Source organism: Ruegeria marisflavi, from assembly GCF_025673445.1.
Classification (GTDB): domain Bacteria; phylum Pseudomonadota; class Alphaproteobacteria; order Rhodobacterales; family Rhodobacteraceae; genus Ruegeria_B; species Ruegeria_B marisflavi.
In genome coordinates this window covers 333,080-348,564 of record NZ_JAOVQN010000001.1, presented here as the reverse complement: position 1 = coordinate 348,564, position 15,485 = coordinate 333,080, and the positions used below count along the sequence as shown (strand labels likewise).

At 60.4% G+C, this 15,485-nt stretch carries 13 protein-coding genes; 1 reads left to right on the top strand and 12 read right to left on the bottom strand.

The genetic code is table 11. The features are described from left to right. Window positions 1-68: 68 nt before the first annotated feature. The 12 genes from boxB to hpaR form a co-directional block, all read right to left on the bottom strand. The gene (gene boxB, locus OEZ49_RS01645; protein WP_263386697.1) at window positions 69-1,520 is read right to left on the bottom strand and encodes a benzoyl-CoA 2,3-epoxidase subunit BoxB; all 1,452 of its coding nucleotides are present in this window, start codon (window positions 1,518-1,520) and stop codon (window positions 69-71) included. Window positions 1,521-1,593: 73 nt separating this feature from the next. Further along, complete coding sequence (gene boxC / locus OEZ49_RS01640) at window positions 1,594-3,255, bottom strand: 2,3-epoxybenzoyl-CoA dihydrolase (RefSeq protein WP_263386696.1); 1,662 nt, start codon at window positions 3,253-3,255, stop codon at window positions 1,594-1,596. 155 nt (window positions 3,256-3,410) lie between these two features. Continuing rightward, on the bottom strand, window positions 3,411-3,746 hold the full coding sequence (locus OEZ49_RS01635) for a DUF309 domain-containing protein (protein ID WP_263386695.1): 336 nt from the start codon (window positions 3,744-3,746) through the stop codon (window positions 3,411-3,413). 105 nt (window positions 3,747-3,851) lie between these two features. Further along, the gene (locus tag OEZ49_RS01630) at window positions 3,852-4,667 is read right to left on the bottom strand and encodes an alpha/beta fold hydrolase (protein ID WP_263386694.1); all 816 of its coding nucleotides are present in this window, start codon (window positions 4,665-4,667) and stop codon (window positions 3,852-3,854) included. Window positions 4,668-4,670: 3 nt separating this feature from the next. After that, complete coding sequence (locus tag OEZ49_RS01625; protein WP_263386693.1) at window positions 4,671-6,200, bottom strand: benzoate-CoA ligase family protein; 1,530 nt, start codon at window positions 6,198-6,200, stop codon at window positions 4,671-4,673. Between the two features lie 146 nt (window positions 6,201-6,346). Then, the gene (locus OEZ49_RS01620) at window positions 6,347-8,134 is read right to left on the bottom strand and encodes a feruloyl-CoA synthase (RefSeq protein ID WP_263386692.1); all 1,788 of its coding nucleotides are present in this window, start codon (window positions 8,132-8,134) and stop codon (window positions 6,347-6,349) included. A 69-nt stretch (window positions 8,135-8,203) separates the two neighbouring features. Continuing rightward, entirely contained in the window at window positions 8,204-9,700 is a 1,497-nt protein-coding gene (locus OEZ49_RS01615; RefSeq protein ID WP_263386691.1) for a TRAP transporter large permease, read from the bottom strand. After that, on the bottom strand, window positions 9,697-10,281 hold the full coding sequence (locus OEZ49_RS01610; protein ID WP_263386690.1) for a TRAP transporter small permease: 585 nt from the start codon (window positions 10,279-10,281) through the stop codon (window positions 9,697-9,699). The genes OEZ49_RS01615 and OEZ49_RS01610 overlap by 4 nt, the downstream gene beginning before the upstream one ends. A 72-nt stretch (window positions 10,282-10,353) precedes the next feature. Next, the gene (locus OEZ49_RS01605; RefSeq protein ID WP_164130878.1) at window positions 10,354-11,412 is read right to left on the bottom strand and encodes a TRAP transporter substrate-binding protein; all 1,059 of its coding nucleotides are present in this window, start codon (window positions 11,410-11,412) and stop codon (window positions 10,354-10,356) included. A 320-nt stretch (window positions 11,413-11,732) separates the two neighbouring features. Further along, complete coding sequence (locus tag OEZ49_RS01600) at window positions 11,733-12,431, bottom strand: fumarylacetoacetate hydrolase family protein (RefSeq protein WP_263386689.1); 699 nt, start codon at window positions 12,429-12,431, stop codon at window positions 11,733-11,735. Next, window positions 12,428-13,462: a cupin domain-containing protein gene (locus OEZ49_RS01595; protein WP_263386688.1), complete on the bottom strand. Its 1,035-nt coding sequence runs from the start codon at window positions 13,460-13,462 to the stop codon at window positions 12,428-12,430. The genes OEZ49_RS01600 and OEZ49_RS01595 overlap by 4 nt, the downstream gene beginning before the upstream one ends. A gap of 454 nt (window positions 13,463-13,916) precedes the next feature. Then, window positions 13,917-14,354 (bottom strand): homoprotocatechuate degradation operon regulator HpaR, encoded by a 438-nt coding sequence (gene hpaR, locus OEZ49_RS01590; RefSeq protein WP_263386687.1) that lies wholly within the window; start codon window positions 14,352-14,354, stop codon window positions 13,917-13,919. 133 nt (window positions 14,355-14,487) lie between these two features. Between hpaR and hpaD the strand changes: the two genes are divergently transcribed. Continuing rightward, window positions 14,488-15,468 (top strand): 3,4-dihydroxyphenylacetate 2,3-dioxygenase, encoded by a 981-nt coding sequence (gene hpaD / locus OEZ49_RS01585; protein WP_263386686.1) that lies wholly within the window; start codon window positions 14,488-14,490, stop codon window positions 15,466-15,468. Window positions 15,469-15,485: the final 17 nt, after the last annotated feature.

Here is a 15,485-nt window from a genome sequence, read left to right as displayed (position 1 = left end):
CCCCTGTCCGTCAATCCGCAGGCGGGTCACAAATTGTTTCCGCCCACGGTTCCCGCCTGTGAACAAATTCAGGCCATGTGAAGCTTCACATACTCGAAATCGCCTGGCTTGTTGTCGATGCCAACCTTCGGCGGGCCAATCCAGCGGGCGTATTGCCCTGCCTCGTAGCACGGCTTCATCAGCGACTGGATATAGTCGCCATCGGCGTGGGTTGGCAGCCACTCGGGCAGGCCTTTGTCATATTCGGCCCCGGTCACAACCTTGCCTTCGGGATCGAAAGGAAGGTTGGCAAAGACGCCGATCTTGCGATGGAACGCTTCGTGCGGCAGCTTCAATTCAAAGTCGATGCCGTATTTCTCGATGATCTTGTTCCAGCGGCCGACACCACCCGCGGCGTCCTTGGTGTAATCATCCCGCAGGCGCATGTTGATCGCGGTAAGGGCAGGTACTTCCTTTTGCACTGCCTTGCCGTCGACCAGATCCCAGACCACGTAGGTATCGCTTTGCAACTGGTGATCGTCGGTGATGCGCGCCTCCATGTAGCGGCCCTTGATACCGGCGTTGAATGCGTTTGCGGCGTTGGTCGAAACTTCCTGACCGAAGAGATCCAGCGACAGCGTGTAATGCAGATTGAGCTTCTTCTGGATCAACGGTAGGTCGATCACGCCGAGGCCACGGATACGGTCCACATCGAACGGATCGTCGATCCCGTTCTCTTTCATCACCTGGCAGGTCCGCTCGATAGTGCGGCCGACGCCGGTTTCACCCACGAACATGTGGTGTGCTTCCTCGGTCAGCATGAAGCGGCAGGTGCGGCTGAGCGGATCGAAACCCGACTGCGCCAAGCTTTCCAACTGCATCTTGCCGTCGCGGTCGGTGAAATAGGTGAACATGAAGAACGAGAGCCAGTCCGGCGTTTCCTCGTTGAAGGCGCCCAGCATCCGCGGGGCCTCTTCGCTGCCCGACTGGCGGCGCAGCAAGTCGTCGGCCTCTTCGCGCCCATCACGGCCAAAGTACTTGTGCAGCAGATAGACCATCGCCCAGAGGTGGCGGCCCTCTTCGACGTTCACCTGGAACAGGTTGCGCATGTCGTAGAGCGAAGGCGCGGTCAGCGCCAGCAAGCGCTGCTGTTCGACCGAGGCCGGCTCTGTATCGCCCTGGATCACGATCAGCCGCTTGAGCAGATTGCGGTACTCACCCGGCACTTCCTGCCAGGCAGGTTGCCCGTAGTGCTCTCCACAGGGAATTGTGCGGTTTTCAACCTGCGGCGCCAGCAGCACGCCCCAACGGTATTCGGGCATCTTCACATAGTCGAACTTGGCCCAGCCTTTCGGGTCCACCGAAACGGCGGTGCGCAGATAGACCATGCTTTGCTGGAAATTCTGCGGGATCAGGTCGTTCCACCAGTTGATATAGCCGGGGTGCCATTTCTCCAGCGCCTTCAGCACTTTCTTGTCCTGGCTCAGCCCCACGTTGTTGGGGATCTGGGTGTCGTAACTTACGTTGATCAGGTCGAGCATTGCTTTCCTCCTTGCGGGAAAAAATCTTTCAAAGATTTTTCAACAGATTTTCGGAAAAAATCTGCTTCCCTCCTCAGACACGTTCCATGTTGTAGTCGCCACGCACCCCGGTGCCGTAGCGTTGCAGCGCACCATCAGGACCGACCGCGTTCGGGCGCTGGAAGATCCAGTTCTGCCAGGCAGTCAGGCGGCCAAAGATGCGCGTTTCCATCGTTTCGGGACCGGCAAACCGAAGGTTCGCCTCCATCCCCGTCATCGCATCGGGCGAGAAACTCGCGCGCTCTTCCAGGAAGATGCGCACTTCATCCTCCCAGTCAATATCGTCATAAGCATAGGTCACCAGGCCCAGTTGTTCGGCTTCAGCGGCTTCCAGCGCCTCGCCGACATGGCCACGCAGGGTATCGACGGTTTCCGGAGTACCCAGGAACCGGGTCTGCAAGCGCGTCAGGTCGTTCCCCATCGGGTAGGAGCCGAAATTTCCTTCACTCAGAGTGATAGTCGCAAGCGGGCGATTGTCGCCTTCGAACTCGTCCAGCATCATGTAAGACCGGTCCACGGCCCAGAGCAGTTCCGCCAAGGGCCCGGCAAAGCAAGAGCCATGCTCGACAATGGCGACCAGGCTGCGCGAAGTCATGTCCACACGCTTCAGGACGCGCTTCCAATACTGCAGGATTTCGTTGGCCAGCCAGTTGTCGCGGTTGGCCAGCAAAAGCGCTTCGTGCGCCAGAACCGCAGTCGGGTCACCTTGCGTCTTGAACACCAGGGTGCCGATCTGACGTTCATTCAGGCGCAGATGCAGGATGGCGTCGTCCAGTTCGCGGGCGGCGCGCAGGATCCAGGCTTGGGCCCCCTGCCCCTGCAATTCCGCCACCGAGGCCGGAGCCGGATCGGACGGGCCTGTGATGGTCAGCGTTGCCCGACCTCCTTCCCGATCGATTGCGACTTCAACTGAGGAATAGGTGACCGAACCGCCCTCGTCAAAGCGGCGGTCGAGCGGCGTAAGTTCGATCCCCGTCAGACCAGAAGGCTTGGCGCTGGCTGCGGCGAATTCGCGGGCGCGTTCCTGCACAACCTCATCAAACTTCGAATTCGGCGCGATCTCGTCCACCAGCCGCCAATCAACGGCGCGCTGACCCTTTACACCTTCTTCGACCGAGCAGAACACATCGGCCAGATCGCGACGCACCTTGCGCTTGTCCGTGACGCGGGTCAGCCCACCGGTGCCCGGCAGAACGGCCAGCAGCGGAACCTCGGGCAAAGCCACGGAGGAAGAGCTGTCATTGGTCAGTATGATGTAGTTGCAAGCCAGAGCCAGCTCGTACCCGCCACCCGCACAGGCGCCCTTGACTGCGGCGATGTATTTTTGGCCGCTGTCGGCCTCGGCGGCCTCGAACGTGTTTCGCGTTTCGTTGGTGAACTTGCAGAAGTTGACCTTGTGCGCGTGACTAGCGCCCCCAAGCATGCGGATATTGGCACCGGCACAGAACACGCGGTCCTTGGCCGATTGCATGACCACCACCTTGACCTCGGGGTGCTCAAACCGCATCCGCTGGACAACATCGGCAAGCTCAATGTCAACCCCGAGGTCATAAGAGTTGAGCTTCAGCTCATATCCCGGGAACAACCCACCTTGCTCATCCACATCCATGTAGAGATTGGCGATCTCGCCGTCGAACTCCACGCGCCAATGACGATAGCGGGAGGGATCGGTTTGAAAGTCGATACGGTGGGTCATGTTAGACTCCAAAACTTGAGGTTGAGGTGCATTTTAATGCCCACATGCGCTTTGGCAAGAGGTATTGAGCAAAATAATGCATCTTTTGTTTCTTCAATATCAATGCCTTACTAAAAAAATCAAAAGACTCCATAACAGATCAGGCGATTTGTGCATTATTTTGCATTACTTGTGAGTCGCTTTTCCACCTTTTCGACGAGCGCCACCAGATCGTCAGAACACAGCCCCATCGCCCGTTCTCCCCCTGTCCTGCCGGCATGTTCCCGGACCAGAGCACAGAGACGCCGTGCAGCCCGGGGGCGGTCCATCTGCATCTTGAGCTCTGCATTCGCCAGTTGGATTGCCGCCTGCGCAATATGACGCGCGGCGGAATTCGGCGGCAACTGCATCCAGACGGGTTCCCAGACTTCATGCGCCTCCCAGAAGTAGCCCGCGCCGTAGAATTGCCAACCCGCCCTCCAGGCTGGGCTGGCGGCCAGTTCTTCCTCCATCATTCCCGCCGTTACGCTTTTGCGCAAATCGAGAAACGTGTCCTCAGGCGGGCGAGCTGTCCGACCGGGGACATAAGCCGGATATGACAGACACAACGCCATAGTTCAGGCGGGAATGACCTGGGCGGCCTCAATACGGATCAGCCGGGCACAATACTCGCCCACCACATCCAGCACCGGTTCCGGGGACTCCTGATGCGGCGCATGCTCGCAATCGAGGATCAGCGTATCGACCGGGCAGTAAGCGCGGTTTTCGATCTCTTCGATCTGCGCCATTGTACCATATTGGTCCTGCCGCCCCTGAATGGCCAGTATCGGAACCCGGAAATAGTCGATCACCTCGGCCACGTTCCATGCGGCAAAACCCGGATCCAGCCAGGCGCCATTCCAACCCTTGAAGGCTCCGTCAGGGTCAAGATGGTACTTGGCCATCTTCGCTTTCAAATCGCCGCTTTCATATGCCTCGCGCGCGGCCGCAATCGAAGCCAGCCCGCTCGGTTCGGTAAAGAAATGCGGCGCCTCAAGGATCAGACCGCGCACGCGCCGGTCCTCGACGCTGCCGGCATAGATCGCCGCAATTGTCGCCCCGTCGGAATGCCCAAAGAGAATGGCGCGATCGACGCCCGTAACGTCCAGAACCCCAGGCAGGACATCCAACGCCTCGCGGGTCTGAAAGTCCAACGGTCGCGGCAAAGATACCGGATCGGACTTGCCATAGCCCTGGCGCGAATAGACAAGTACGCCAAGCCCGGTGCGCTCAGCAAGCCGGCTTGGGAAATCCCGCCACAGGGCAGTGCAGCCCAATCCCTCGTGCAACAGGACAATTGTCGGCGCCTCGGACGGCAAGGGGCCGTAGCAAGCGTATTCCAGCGCCGCGCCGTTGACTCGCAGCTTTTCTGTTGGCGCAGAACACCATTCCATCTCTCACCCCTCCTGGCGCAATTTGAACCGCTGAATCTTGCCCGTAGCGGTCTTGGGCAGGTCGTCAACAAACTCGATCCAACGGGGGTGTTTCCACTTACCCACCTTCTCCTTGACGAAGTCGCGCAGCGTGTCGGCCAGCCCTTCGGTCTCTGCCGTCTTGAGCACGATAAAGGCCTTTGGCTTTTCCAGTCCATCGGCGTCGCGCGCCGCCACCACCGCCGCCTCGAGAACGGCCGGATGTGCCACCAGCGCCTGCTCCACCTCAAACGGCGACAGCCAGATACCCGAGACCTTGAACATGTCGTCAGTACGCCCGCAATAGACATAGCGACCCTCGGGCGTCAGCTCGTACTTGTCGCCCGTGCGGGTCCATTCGCCCTCGAAGGTGGCGCGGCTCTTGTCGCGCTTGTTCCAGTAGCCGTCCGCCGCCGAGGCACCGCGCACCAGCAACTCTCCCAAACCACCCGGCCCGACATCTGCGCCGCTTTCGTCGACCAGCCGTACCTCATAGCCCGGCACGGCGCGACCCGAAGTGCCATAAACAACATCCCCCGGCGCGTTCGACAGAAAGATATGCAGCATCTCGGTCGAGCCAACACCATCCAGAATGTCGACGCCCCACTGCCGGCGCCACGATCGTCCGATCTCTTCTGGCAGAGCCTCACCGGCCGAGATGCAGCGGCGCAACGTCACATCCGGCACGCCCTCGCGGTCCAGCATTGCGACCATCGCTGCATACAGTGTTGGCACACCGCAGAACACGGTTGGCCGCTGGGCGGCGATGATGTCGCGCACCCCGTCTGGCGTCGGGCGCCCATTAAACAGGATCGTCTCTGCCCCGACCGACATGGGAAAGGTCATGCCATTGCCCAGCCCATAGGCAAAGAACAGTTTAGCTGCGGAAAAGACCAGGTCATCGGGCTCTATCCCAAGCACCTGCGCGCCGTAAGTATCCGCCGTTGCCTTGAGGCTGCCATGCACATGCCGAACGCCTTTGGGTTGCCCCGTCGACCCCGAGGAGTAGAGCCAGAAGGCGACATCGTCGGACGAGCTTTGAACCGTGGGCAGGATATCGGCGTCACGCACGAAATCCTCATAACCCTGCGTGCCCTCGGGCGCCGCACCGATGACCACAACCTGGGTCAGATACGGCGAAGCCTCGGCAGCGGCTTGCACCACCGGCCAAAGCTCTTCGGACACGAACAGAATGCTGGCCCGGCTATCGTTCAGGATAACATCGTAGACAGAGGTCGCCAGCAATGTATTCAGCGGCACCGGCACCACGCCCGCCTTCAGGCACCCCCAGAACAAAGTCGGAAATTCCACCTGGTCCAACACCAGCATCGCGGCGCGCGCCTCGCGCGGGATACCGGCGCGGGCGAGGGCACCCGCGACACGGCCGCTCTCCGTGGCCAGCTCGCCATAAGTGATCCGACGCTTTTTCCCTGCGGCTTCGCGAAAGGCGGGACGATCGCCCTGCCCTTCGTCAATGTGCCGATCCACAAAGTAATGCGCGGCGTTTCCGCTCATCCCGTTCTCCTCCCGGTGAATACCCAAGGCCGCACGCGGACGGCTCTCCTCCACGGTCCCGCGCGCCTCCCTCTTAGACAATCATCATGCATTCAAAAGTCATTTATGCAAGATATTGCCTATTCATCTCGCAAAAATTATGCATCTTAATGCACAAAAATGACTGCTTCGTCCGGATCCTCGTGCAATCGGGTGACCAGTTCGGCCCGGAGCATCAAGATTTTGCGGAAATTCAGGTTTCCTTTGGCAGTAACCTCGCCATCCGCCATTGATGGCGGATCCGAGAGAATCAGGGCGCGTGCAACGGTAGTGGCGCTGCCACGACCCGCATTCAAACGAGACAGGCGCTTGGCGATCTCCTCAGCCTGTTCCCCAGGAAGACAAGCGCCATCGCGCGCGTCGAGGCCCTGCACCAGCGCGGGCGACGGAACAATCATCGCGCCAACCTCGCCACGTCCCTCGCCGGTCAAGACCACATCCGCCGCCAAGGGGGCCAATGCCGCCAGAACCTCTAGCCGCAGATCGGAGGCAGGCACCCATATCCCGGTAGTCAACTTGAACTCCTCGGCGATCCGCCCGTCGAACCGAAGCCCCTTGTTCGGATCCTCGGCGTCAACCAGCGAAACCTTGTCGCCGGTGCGAAAGAAACCCTCTTCGTCAAAGGCCTCGGCTGTCTTTTCCGGGTTGCCCAGATAGCCGGAGAAGACGTTGGGCCCCTGCACACGCAACTCGTGACCCCCGCCATCTGCCGGAACAAGCTTGACCGTCACACCGGTCAGCGGCACACCGATGATACCGGGCAGGTTGGCCGGTACATGCTGAAAGATACAGGCGGGCGCGGTTTCGGTCATGCCCCAGCAGGTGGTGATCAGGGGCTGGGTGTCGCGCACTTCGGCGGCCATATCGCTCAGGTCGCGCCAGACATCTGCAGGCAGAGATGCGCCCGCATAGAAGAGCATGTCGAGATCGGCAAAGAAATGGCGCTTCAACGCAGGGTCCCGACGCATCTCGTCACGCAGCTGGGCAAAACCCACCGGTACGTTATAGGCGATGGTGCCGTTCATCAGGCGGTTGTTCTCAAACGTCTTGCCGATTAGGGCCGGGGCGGGCTTGCCCCCGTCGATGTAAAGCGCACCGCCAAAGGCCAGCATCTGGTTGAAATTATTCGATCCGCCAAAGACGTGATTCCAAGGCAGCCAATCAACCAGTCGCGGGGGACGTTCCGACAAAAACGGCAAGGCGCGGGTGTATTGTGCCTGGTTGGCGCACAGCATCTTTTGCGTGGTCAGTACACCCTTGGGGTTCGAGGTCGAGCCCGAGGTCATCAGGATCTTGGCAACCGTCTCGGGGCCGACTGCCTTGGCTGCGGTATCAATATCGGCGGTTTCGCGTTCGAGATCGGCAAGAAGGCTCATACCCGGCCCGGGATTTCGTCCGACAACGATCCGGTGGCCTGTTATCTCGTCCATCGCCAGCGCATTTGCGAACTGCGCACCATCCTCGGCGTAAACCATCGCCGGGTCGATCAGCCCGATCACATAGCGTAGCTGTTTCAGTGCACCGGGGATCAGCGAGTACTGTTCGGCCACCGGAACCGGCACAAGGCCCACATACTGCGCCGCAAGCGCCAACACTCCATGGTTCACGCTGTTGCCCGAGATGATCAGGATACGATCCCCAGGCATCAGCCCACGCGCCAGCAGACCTGCCGCCACGGCGCGAACCCGCTCCAGCGCCGCGTCATAGCGCAACTCGGCCCAGCCCGCCCCGCTGCGTTCTGCCAGAAACACAGCATCGGGCGTGTGCCCGGCCCAGCGGTGCAACCAATCGGCAGTCTTTCGGTCAGGCGATACTGCTTCATGCCCGGATCGCAGCAGGACCGCGCCATCCGCGCGATCCTCGCGCCGAACATCATGCGCCAGGTAATGCGTCATCGTCTCCTCCCACATGCCGCGTCGCGGCCTGCGGTCAGGCCGGTCGCGCAGAGCCGGGGCAGACCTGACCTATCCCAGCAGAAACAGTGTGATCGCGGGAAACGCGACCAGAATGACAACACGGATCAGGTCCGTCGCGACAAAGAACATTACCGCCTTGTAGGTATCGACCATGCGGGTCGCCCGATCCATCGCGTTGATGATGAACAGGTTCATGCCGACAGGTGGCGTGATCAGCCCGACCTCGACCACGATCAGCACCAGAATGCCGAACCAGATCGCCACGTGCTCGGCCTCCATCCGGTTGGCCATGCCACGGGTGACGCGGATGCCCAGCTCCTTCATCTGGTCGCGAGTCAGTTCGGCACCGCTGGCGATGGCATCCTTGATGCCTGCCAGGGTCTCAGCGCTCATCTCTTCGGGAACGCCGGCCTTGAGAACCTCCATCGCGGCGTCGGCCTGCATGGCGGCCAGCGACACAAGGTCGAAGTCCATTGCGGATATCACCGGAAAGAAGATCGGGATGGTCAACAGGATCATGCTGAGACTGTCCATCAGGCAGCCGAACACCAGATAGAAGACGAGGATCAGCGCCAGTACCGTCCACGGGCTGTATCCCTGACTGACCACGAAGTTCGAGAGTTCCTGCGGCACCTGGGTCAGGGCAAGGAACCCGTTGTAAAAGGCCGCACCCAGCACGATGAAAAAGATCATTGCTGTAGAACGCGCTGTCACCAGAAAGCTTTCGGTCAGCGAGGCCCGCGTCAAGCCGCCGTTCAGCCAAGCAATCACGCCGGTCCCCAGCGCACCGACGGCGGCACCTTCGGTTGGTGTGAACCAGCCAAGGTAGATACCGCCGACAACAAGACCAAACACCAGAAGAACTGGCCAGACCTGGACCAAAGCGGCAAACCGTTCGGAATAGGGAACGGGTGGCCGGGTGCCCGCGCTTTCGGGGTAGAGCCGCACGTAGACAGAGATAGCGATCAGGTAGCCGACCGCCGCCATGATTCCGGGAATGAAAGCCGCGAGAAACAGCTTGGCAATGTTCTGTTCGGTCAGAATGGCATAGATCACCAGCACTACCGATGGCGGGATCAGGATTCCCAGCGTACCGCCTGCGGCCAGCGTGGCGGTAGAAAACCCGCCGGCATAGCCATACTGCCGCAACTCTGGCAGGGCGACACGGCCCATGGTGGCCGCAGTGGCCAGCGACGATCCACAGATCGCGCCAAACCCCGCGCAGGCACCAATGGCGGCCATGGCAACACCACCCTTGCGGTGGCCCAGCCAGCCTTCGGCCGCCTTGAACAGGGCGTTCGACATACCGCCAAGGGTGGCGAAATGGCCCATCAGCAGGAACATCGGCACGATGGTCAGCGAGTAGCTGGAAAAGGTCGTATAGGTCTCGTTCTTCAACCGGGCAAAAGCGACCTGAGTTCCGTCGGTCACCAGCACCAGCCCAATCAGGCCGACAAGGAACATGGCAAGCCCGATCGGCACGCGCAGAAAGATCAGAACCATCAGGGCAGGGAACGACGCGATCCCGATTTCAAGCGTGGTCAATGGCCTGTCTCCACACCATCCCAGACGATCACGCGCCCGGTGAAGAACTCGACTAAACGCACGCCAGCCATGTAACAGCCGACCACGGCCGCAGCCAGAGAGGCGAGAAAACTCAGCGCATAGGCCCACCATATCGGGAATTCCAATAGCAGGGTCGTCTCGCCGTAACTTCGTTTACTGATCATCCCGTCGCCCAGTTTCCACGCGATCAGGATCAGGACGGCGGCGAACACGGTCTCAGTGACCATGCGCAAGAACCGGTTCACGCCCTGAGAAAAAGAATTCGTCAGGATGTCGACAGATGCGTGGCCAGCGGTAATCTGACAGAACGGCAGGAAGCAGAAGATCGCAAAGGCAACCCCTGCCTCGACAAGTTCAAAATCGCCGTTCACCGGACCCACGCCCAGCTGGATCATCCAGTGAGAAAATTCCGGCGCGATCCCGGTCATGAAACTGCCGTGAAACGCACCGTTGAGCAGACGGCCCAGAATGGACACGCAGGTCAGCATGATCAGGGCGCTGAGCACGATCCCACCCAAAATGGCCATGGCCTTGGCCAGCCCCATCATCAGCTTGTGCATCTGTTCTTTTCGTCTTTCGCCGAAAGGGGATCCCGCAGCAGCTGCGTGCCGCGGGGTCGGTTCTTCTCCGGATCAGTTCGCGTAATCCGGTGTGTACTTCTCGATCAGCATCTGCGCTTCGTCGATCAGCGCCTGACCGTCGATGCCCTTGCTGTTCATGTCGGCGACCCACTCATCATAAATGGGCTGTGCCAGCGCGCGCCATTCGGCCACCCCGGCCTCGTCGATGGTGATGATGTTGTTGCCCAGGTCTTCGGCAACCTTGCGGGCTGGCCCATCGGAATCGGCCTGTGTGCCGCCCGCAAACACCGAGAAATCAAGACCCGAGTTCTTGTCGACAGCGGCTTTCAGATCATCCGGCAGGCTGTCGTACTTGGCCTTGTTCATCGCCAGAACGAAAGTCAGGGTATAGAGCGCCTTTCCGGAGAACTCGGTGTGGTTCTCCACCAGTTCCGGAACCTTCAATGCCGTGGTGACTTCCCACGGAATGGTTGTGCCGTCGATTACACCCTTGCTGAGTCCTTCGGGAACGGCGGGAACCGGCATGCCGACCGGGGTCGCGCCCAGTTTGGTCAGCAGCGAGTTGACCGATCGCGAACCGCCGCGGATCTTCATGCCTTGCAGGTCCTCGGGTTTTTCCACCGGATCCTTGGTATGGATCATGCCGGGCCCGTGAACCCAGGTGCCCAGAATGTGCACATCCTTAAACTCGGTGTCCTTCATGTGTTTTTCGAACATCTCCCAATAGGCACGGCTGACCGCACGGGCATTGGTCATCATGAAGGGTAGTTCGAACACCTCGGTCGAGGGGAAGCGGCCCGGCGTATAGCCGACCACAGTCCAGACCACGTCGGCCACACCGTCTATGGCCTGGTCCATCAGCTCCGGCGGCTTGCCGCCGAGTTGCATCGAGGGATAGCGCTCGACCTTGATGCGGCCGCCCGAATCCTTCTCGACATTGTCCGCCCAGACATCCAGCACCAGTTTCGGCACATTTGCCTGCGCCGGCAGGAACTGGTGCAGCTTCAGCGTAACCTCTTGCGCCAGCGCGGTGCCGGCGCCGAACCCGGTCGCCAGAGCCGCAACCGCAGCACCACCGATCAGACCCAGAATCTTTCTCCGATAGGTCATGTTATCCTCCCTTTGACCCTCTCTAAGCAATATAATGCTCATTACTATCATACTTGCAATATATTGCTACACTCCTCTCAAAAGGCCCCGATCAGACGGGCGCCGCCAAAAAACAGCTTGATCGAATCGTACCACTTTTCTTCCGACATGGTCCGTACCATTGCATTTTGGATCGTCACTAATAGGCCAGCGTGCTTTTGGATGCGATCTGGCTCATCACTTGATTGGCGCCATGTTTAATGTCCCTCTGGACAGGCTGGAATCAGCGACCCGCCCACCATTCTTTTCAACCGCAGCAAGGATGCCCTCGCAATCATAGGCTACTCTGCCGGCCCAAGCGTCAGCGCGATCGGATCCAGCCCGTCAATGCCGCCGGTGATCACATCCCCGGCCACGACCGGGCCAACCCCGGCAGGCGTGCCCGTCATTACCAGATCGCCGGGACGCAAATGGTAATAGCCCGACAGGTGGCTGACGATCTCGTCAATCTTCCAGATCAGCTCGGACAGGGTGGCGTCCTGTTTGACCGCGCCATTCACTTCGAGATGGATGCGCTTACCATCTTCGGGCGACCAGTCTGCCACCCGGGTCAGAGGGGCAAAGACCGCCGCGTTCTCGACATCCTTACCCAGATCCCAGGGGCGTTTTTTGTCGCGCTCGCGGATCTGCTGGTCGCGCCGGGTCATGTCCAGCGCGCAGCCATAGGCATAGACCGCGTCCCAAGCCTCGGCCCGGCTGGCACGGAACACCGGCTTGCCGATGGCAAAGGCCAGCTCCATCTCGTAATGGAAATTCTCGGTACCCGGCGGATAAGGCACGGTGGCCCCGGTCAGGATCGCATTGGCGGGGGATTTGGTGAAATAGAACGGCGCCTCGCGGTCCACTTCGTTACCCATCTCGGCGGCATGGGCGGCATAGTTGCGGCCAACGCAGAATATGCGTCCGATCGGATAGGTGCCGCTGTCGCCGCGGACCGGGATGCCCGGTATCGGGGGCAGGGTGAACAGGCTGTCGCTCATGTGGCGCGTTCCTCGTAGTAACCAAGTTTCTCTTGCAGCGGCCGGTCGTGGATTCGGACCATAAACGCCTCGCTCTCTGCCTGATGCCGGATGCGGGCAAAGACCGGGGCGGTGAATGTGTCCTTTGGCCCCCATTCGATGACCTGCCCGTCGATCTCACAGCGCCCGGAGCCCGCGATCACGTGAAAGGCCGAAGAGCACGAGCGCAGCGGCGGTGCCTCGACCTGTCCGTCCGTCAGCATCATCGCGGTGAAACCAAGCGCGGGCAACACATCCTCTCCGGTTTCGGGGTTGATATAGTCCAGTTCGGCAATTCCCTCGCCATAGGCCGCCATCTGGCGCAGCGCCGCCTCGGTCGCGGCCCAGGGATAGCGCATCATCGGATAGCGCCGCGCACCCCGCCCCGGCCGTCGCGACGGGGCCAGCCCGGCGGCCCGGTATTCGACCTGGCTGGCATCGGGGCGGTTGCGCTGCGCCTGCAAATCGCCCTCGATCGCATAAGACCCTTCGAGCTGCACGAACAGAGGCAGGTCGAGCGCGTCGAGCCAGATCACCGGCTCGTCCCCGTCATGCCCGTGATCGTGCCATTCGCCGCCCGGCGTCAGCACCAGATCGCCCGGCTCCATCGCCAGGCGCTCGCCATCGACCACGGTATAACCGCCTTGCCCCTCGACCACGATCCGCACGGCCGACGGCGTGTGGCGATGTGCCGGCGCCGACTCTCCCGGAAGCAACAGTTGCAATCCCAGATAAATGGTCGCGGTCGCCTGCATCGCTCCCGCACCGCGCCCCGGATCAGACAGAACCAGCACCCGACGCTCGGCCTTTTCCACCGGCGTCAGCTCTCCGGCACGCAGCAAGAGGGGCCGCACCGCCGGATAGGACCAATGCCCCGAGCGTGTCACGGGCTTCGGCGCATCATGCGGCAGCACATTGCGCATCATCGGCCAAAGCGGCGCAACACCTGCCGCAGCCATCTGATCCCGATAGTCCTGCGGCAGTTCCTCTAGTGTGCCAAGCTGCTCGGTCATTTTCCCCCTCGAAGTGATGCCGCCATCTTAGGCTGGTCTAACGCTCTGGCAACAGGCTTGTCCAGGAACCGCGCTCAACGGCCATACGCGGCATCCTGCCTGCAACCAAAAATTGCATCGGCACTTTTTCGCGCAATCCTTGCCTTTATGCATCAAAGCGTTAAAATCGATATTGCGCCACCTTTGGTTGTGCGTCTTTCTGATTAGAAAAGGTGAGACAGAGACAAACTGAGATCTCGGAACATCGTTCTGACGGGCAGACCCCCTCGTCCCGTTCAGTTATCAAAGGTGCCGTCCCTACCGGCCCGCAGATGTTCCGACGACCCAGCGGCATGGACGGTGACCATTGCGTCCGATTTCTGCTGGAAGGTCAGGCGGCGCAGCTACTTCTAGCCTGACCCCTCTGCCGGAGAGAACCCCCTCCTCTCCGGCAGATTCTCCTATCTCCCCGGACTCAGACGGATTTTTCCTGATAGAGCTCATTTAGAAGATCAAGCAGTGTTTCGAAGCGATCGGCCCCCAACTGCGTTCGGATATCATCAAACACAGCCTGGCTGGCGCCCAGGTTATCGCGAATGATCTTGGCTCCAGCCGGCGTGATATTGACAATCTGTTTGCGCCTGTCACCGGGATCAGGTTGCCGCGTGATCAAATCCTTCTCTTCCAGTTTCTGAAGGATCCGGGTCAGGCTGGGCAACAGCAGACACGCCTGATCCGCGATTCGAGTCGGATCCTGTGGTCCCTCCTCTTCGAGGACACGAAGGACGCGCCATTGTTGTTCGGTAATCCCGACATCCATCAGAATGGCACGGATCGGCCCCATGACACGTTCGCGCGCCCTGAGCAGCGCGATCGGCAAGGACCTTGAAGTTAAGGGCAAATCGGAGTTCATAACGAAGTCTTGCCGAAATCTCAGCGCCCCGCAACGGGCGAATGGCCTCAGGACGCCGGTCAAAACGGATTTGACAAGGTGAAATTAATTTCACATGTTAATCAAAATCAACCCTCAGCCAAGCAGGACTCACATGCCAGTTCCCGCACCGAACCTGTACCCGCCGTTCAACATCGTGCGTCTCAGCCATGTGGAATACCGGGTGAGGGACCTGGCGGCCAGCCGCGCCTTCTATATCGACATCCTGGGTCTTCAGGTTACGCATGAAGAGACAGGGCGTCTGTATCTGCGCGCGATGGAAGAGCGCGGTCACCACTGCATCGTTCTGGTTCAGGCCGATACGGCCGATGTCGGCGTGCTGGGCTTCAAGCTGTATGACGAACCAGACCTGGAGCGGGCCGAAAGCTTTTTCGCCGAAAAATCTTTACCCACCGCCTGGGTCGAGCGCCCGCATATGGGCCGGACGCTGCGCACCCGCGATCCTTGGGGCATTCCGCTGGAATTCTATGTGCGGATGGACAGGCTGCCACCGATCCATCAGCAATACCGGCTCTATAACGGGGTAAAGCCGCTCAGGATCGACCATTTCAACATGTTCTCGGCCGATGTGGATGCCAGTGTCGCCTTTTATGGCGAGATGGGGTTTCGCGTCACCGAATACACCGAAGATGACGAAAGCGGCCGCCTCTGGGCCGCCTGGATGCACCGCAAGGGCGGCGTGCATGACGTGGCCTTTACCAACGGGCTGGGCCCGCGCCTGCATCACACCGCCTTCTGGGTGCCGACCCCGCTCAACATCATCGACCTGCTCGATCTGATGAGCACCACCGGCTATGTCGCCAATATCGAGCGCGGGCCGGGGCGGCACGGGATCTCGAACGCCTTCTTCCTTTATGTCCGCGACCCTGACGGGCACCGGATCGAGATCTATTGTTCGGACTATCAGACGGTCGATCCGGATCTGGAACCGATCCGCTGGTCGCTCACCGACCCGCAGCGCCAAACGCTATGGGGGGCACCCGCGCCCAAAAGCTGGTTCGAAGAAGGGTCAACCTTCGAAGGCGCCGAACCAGCGCCGAGCGCCCTCAAGGCGCAACCGATCATTGCCCCCTGAGGGCAGGCGAGGATACG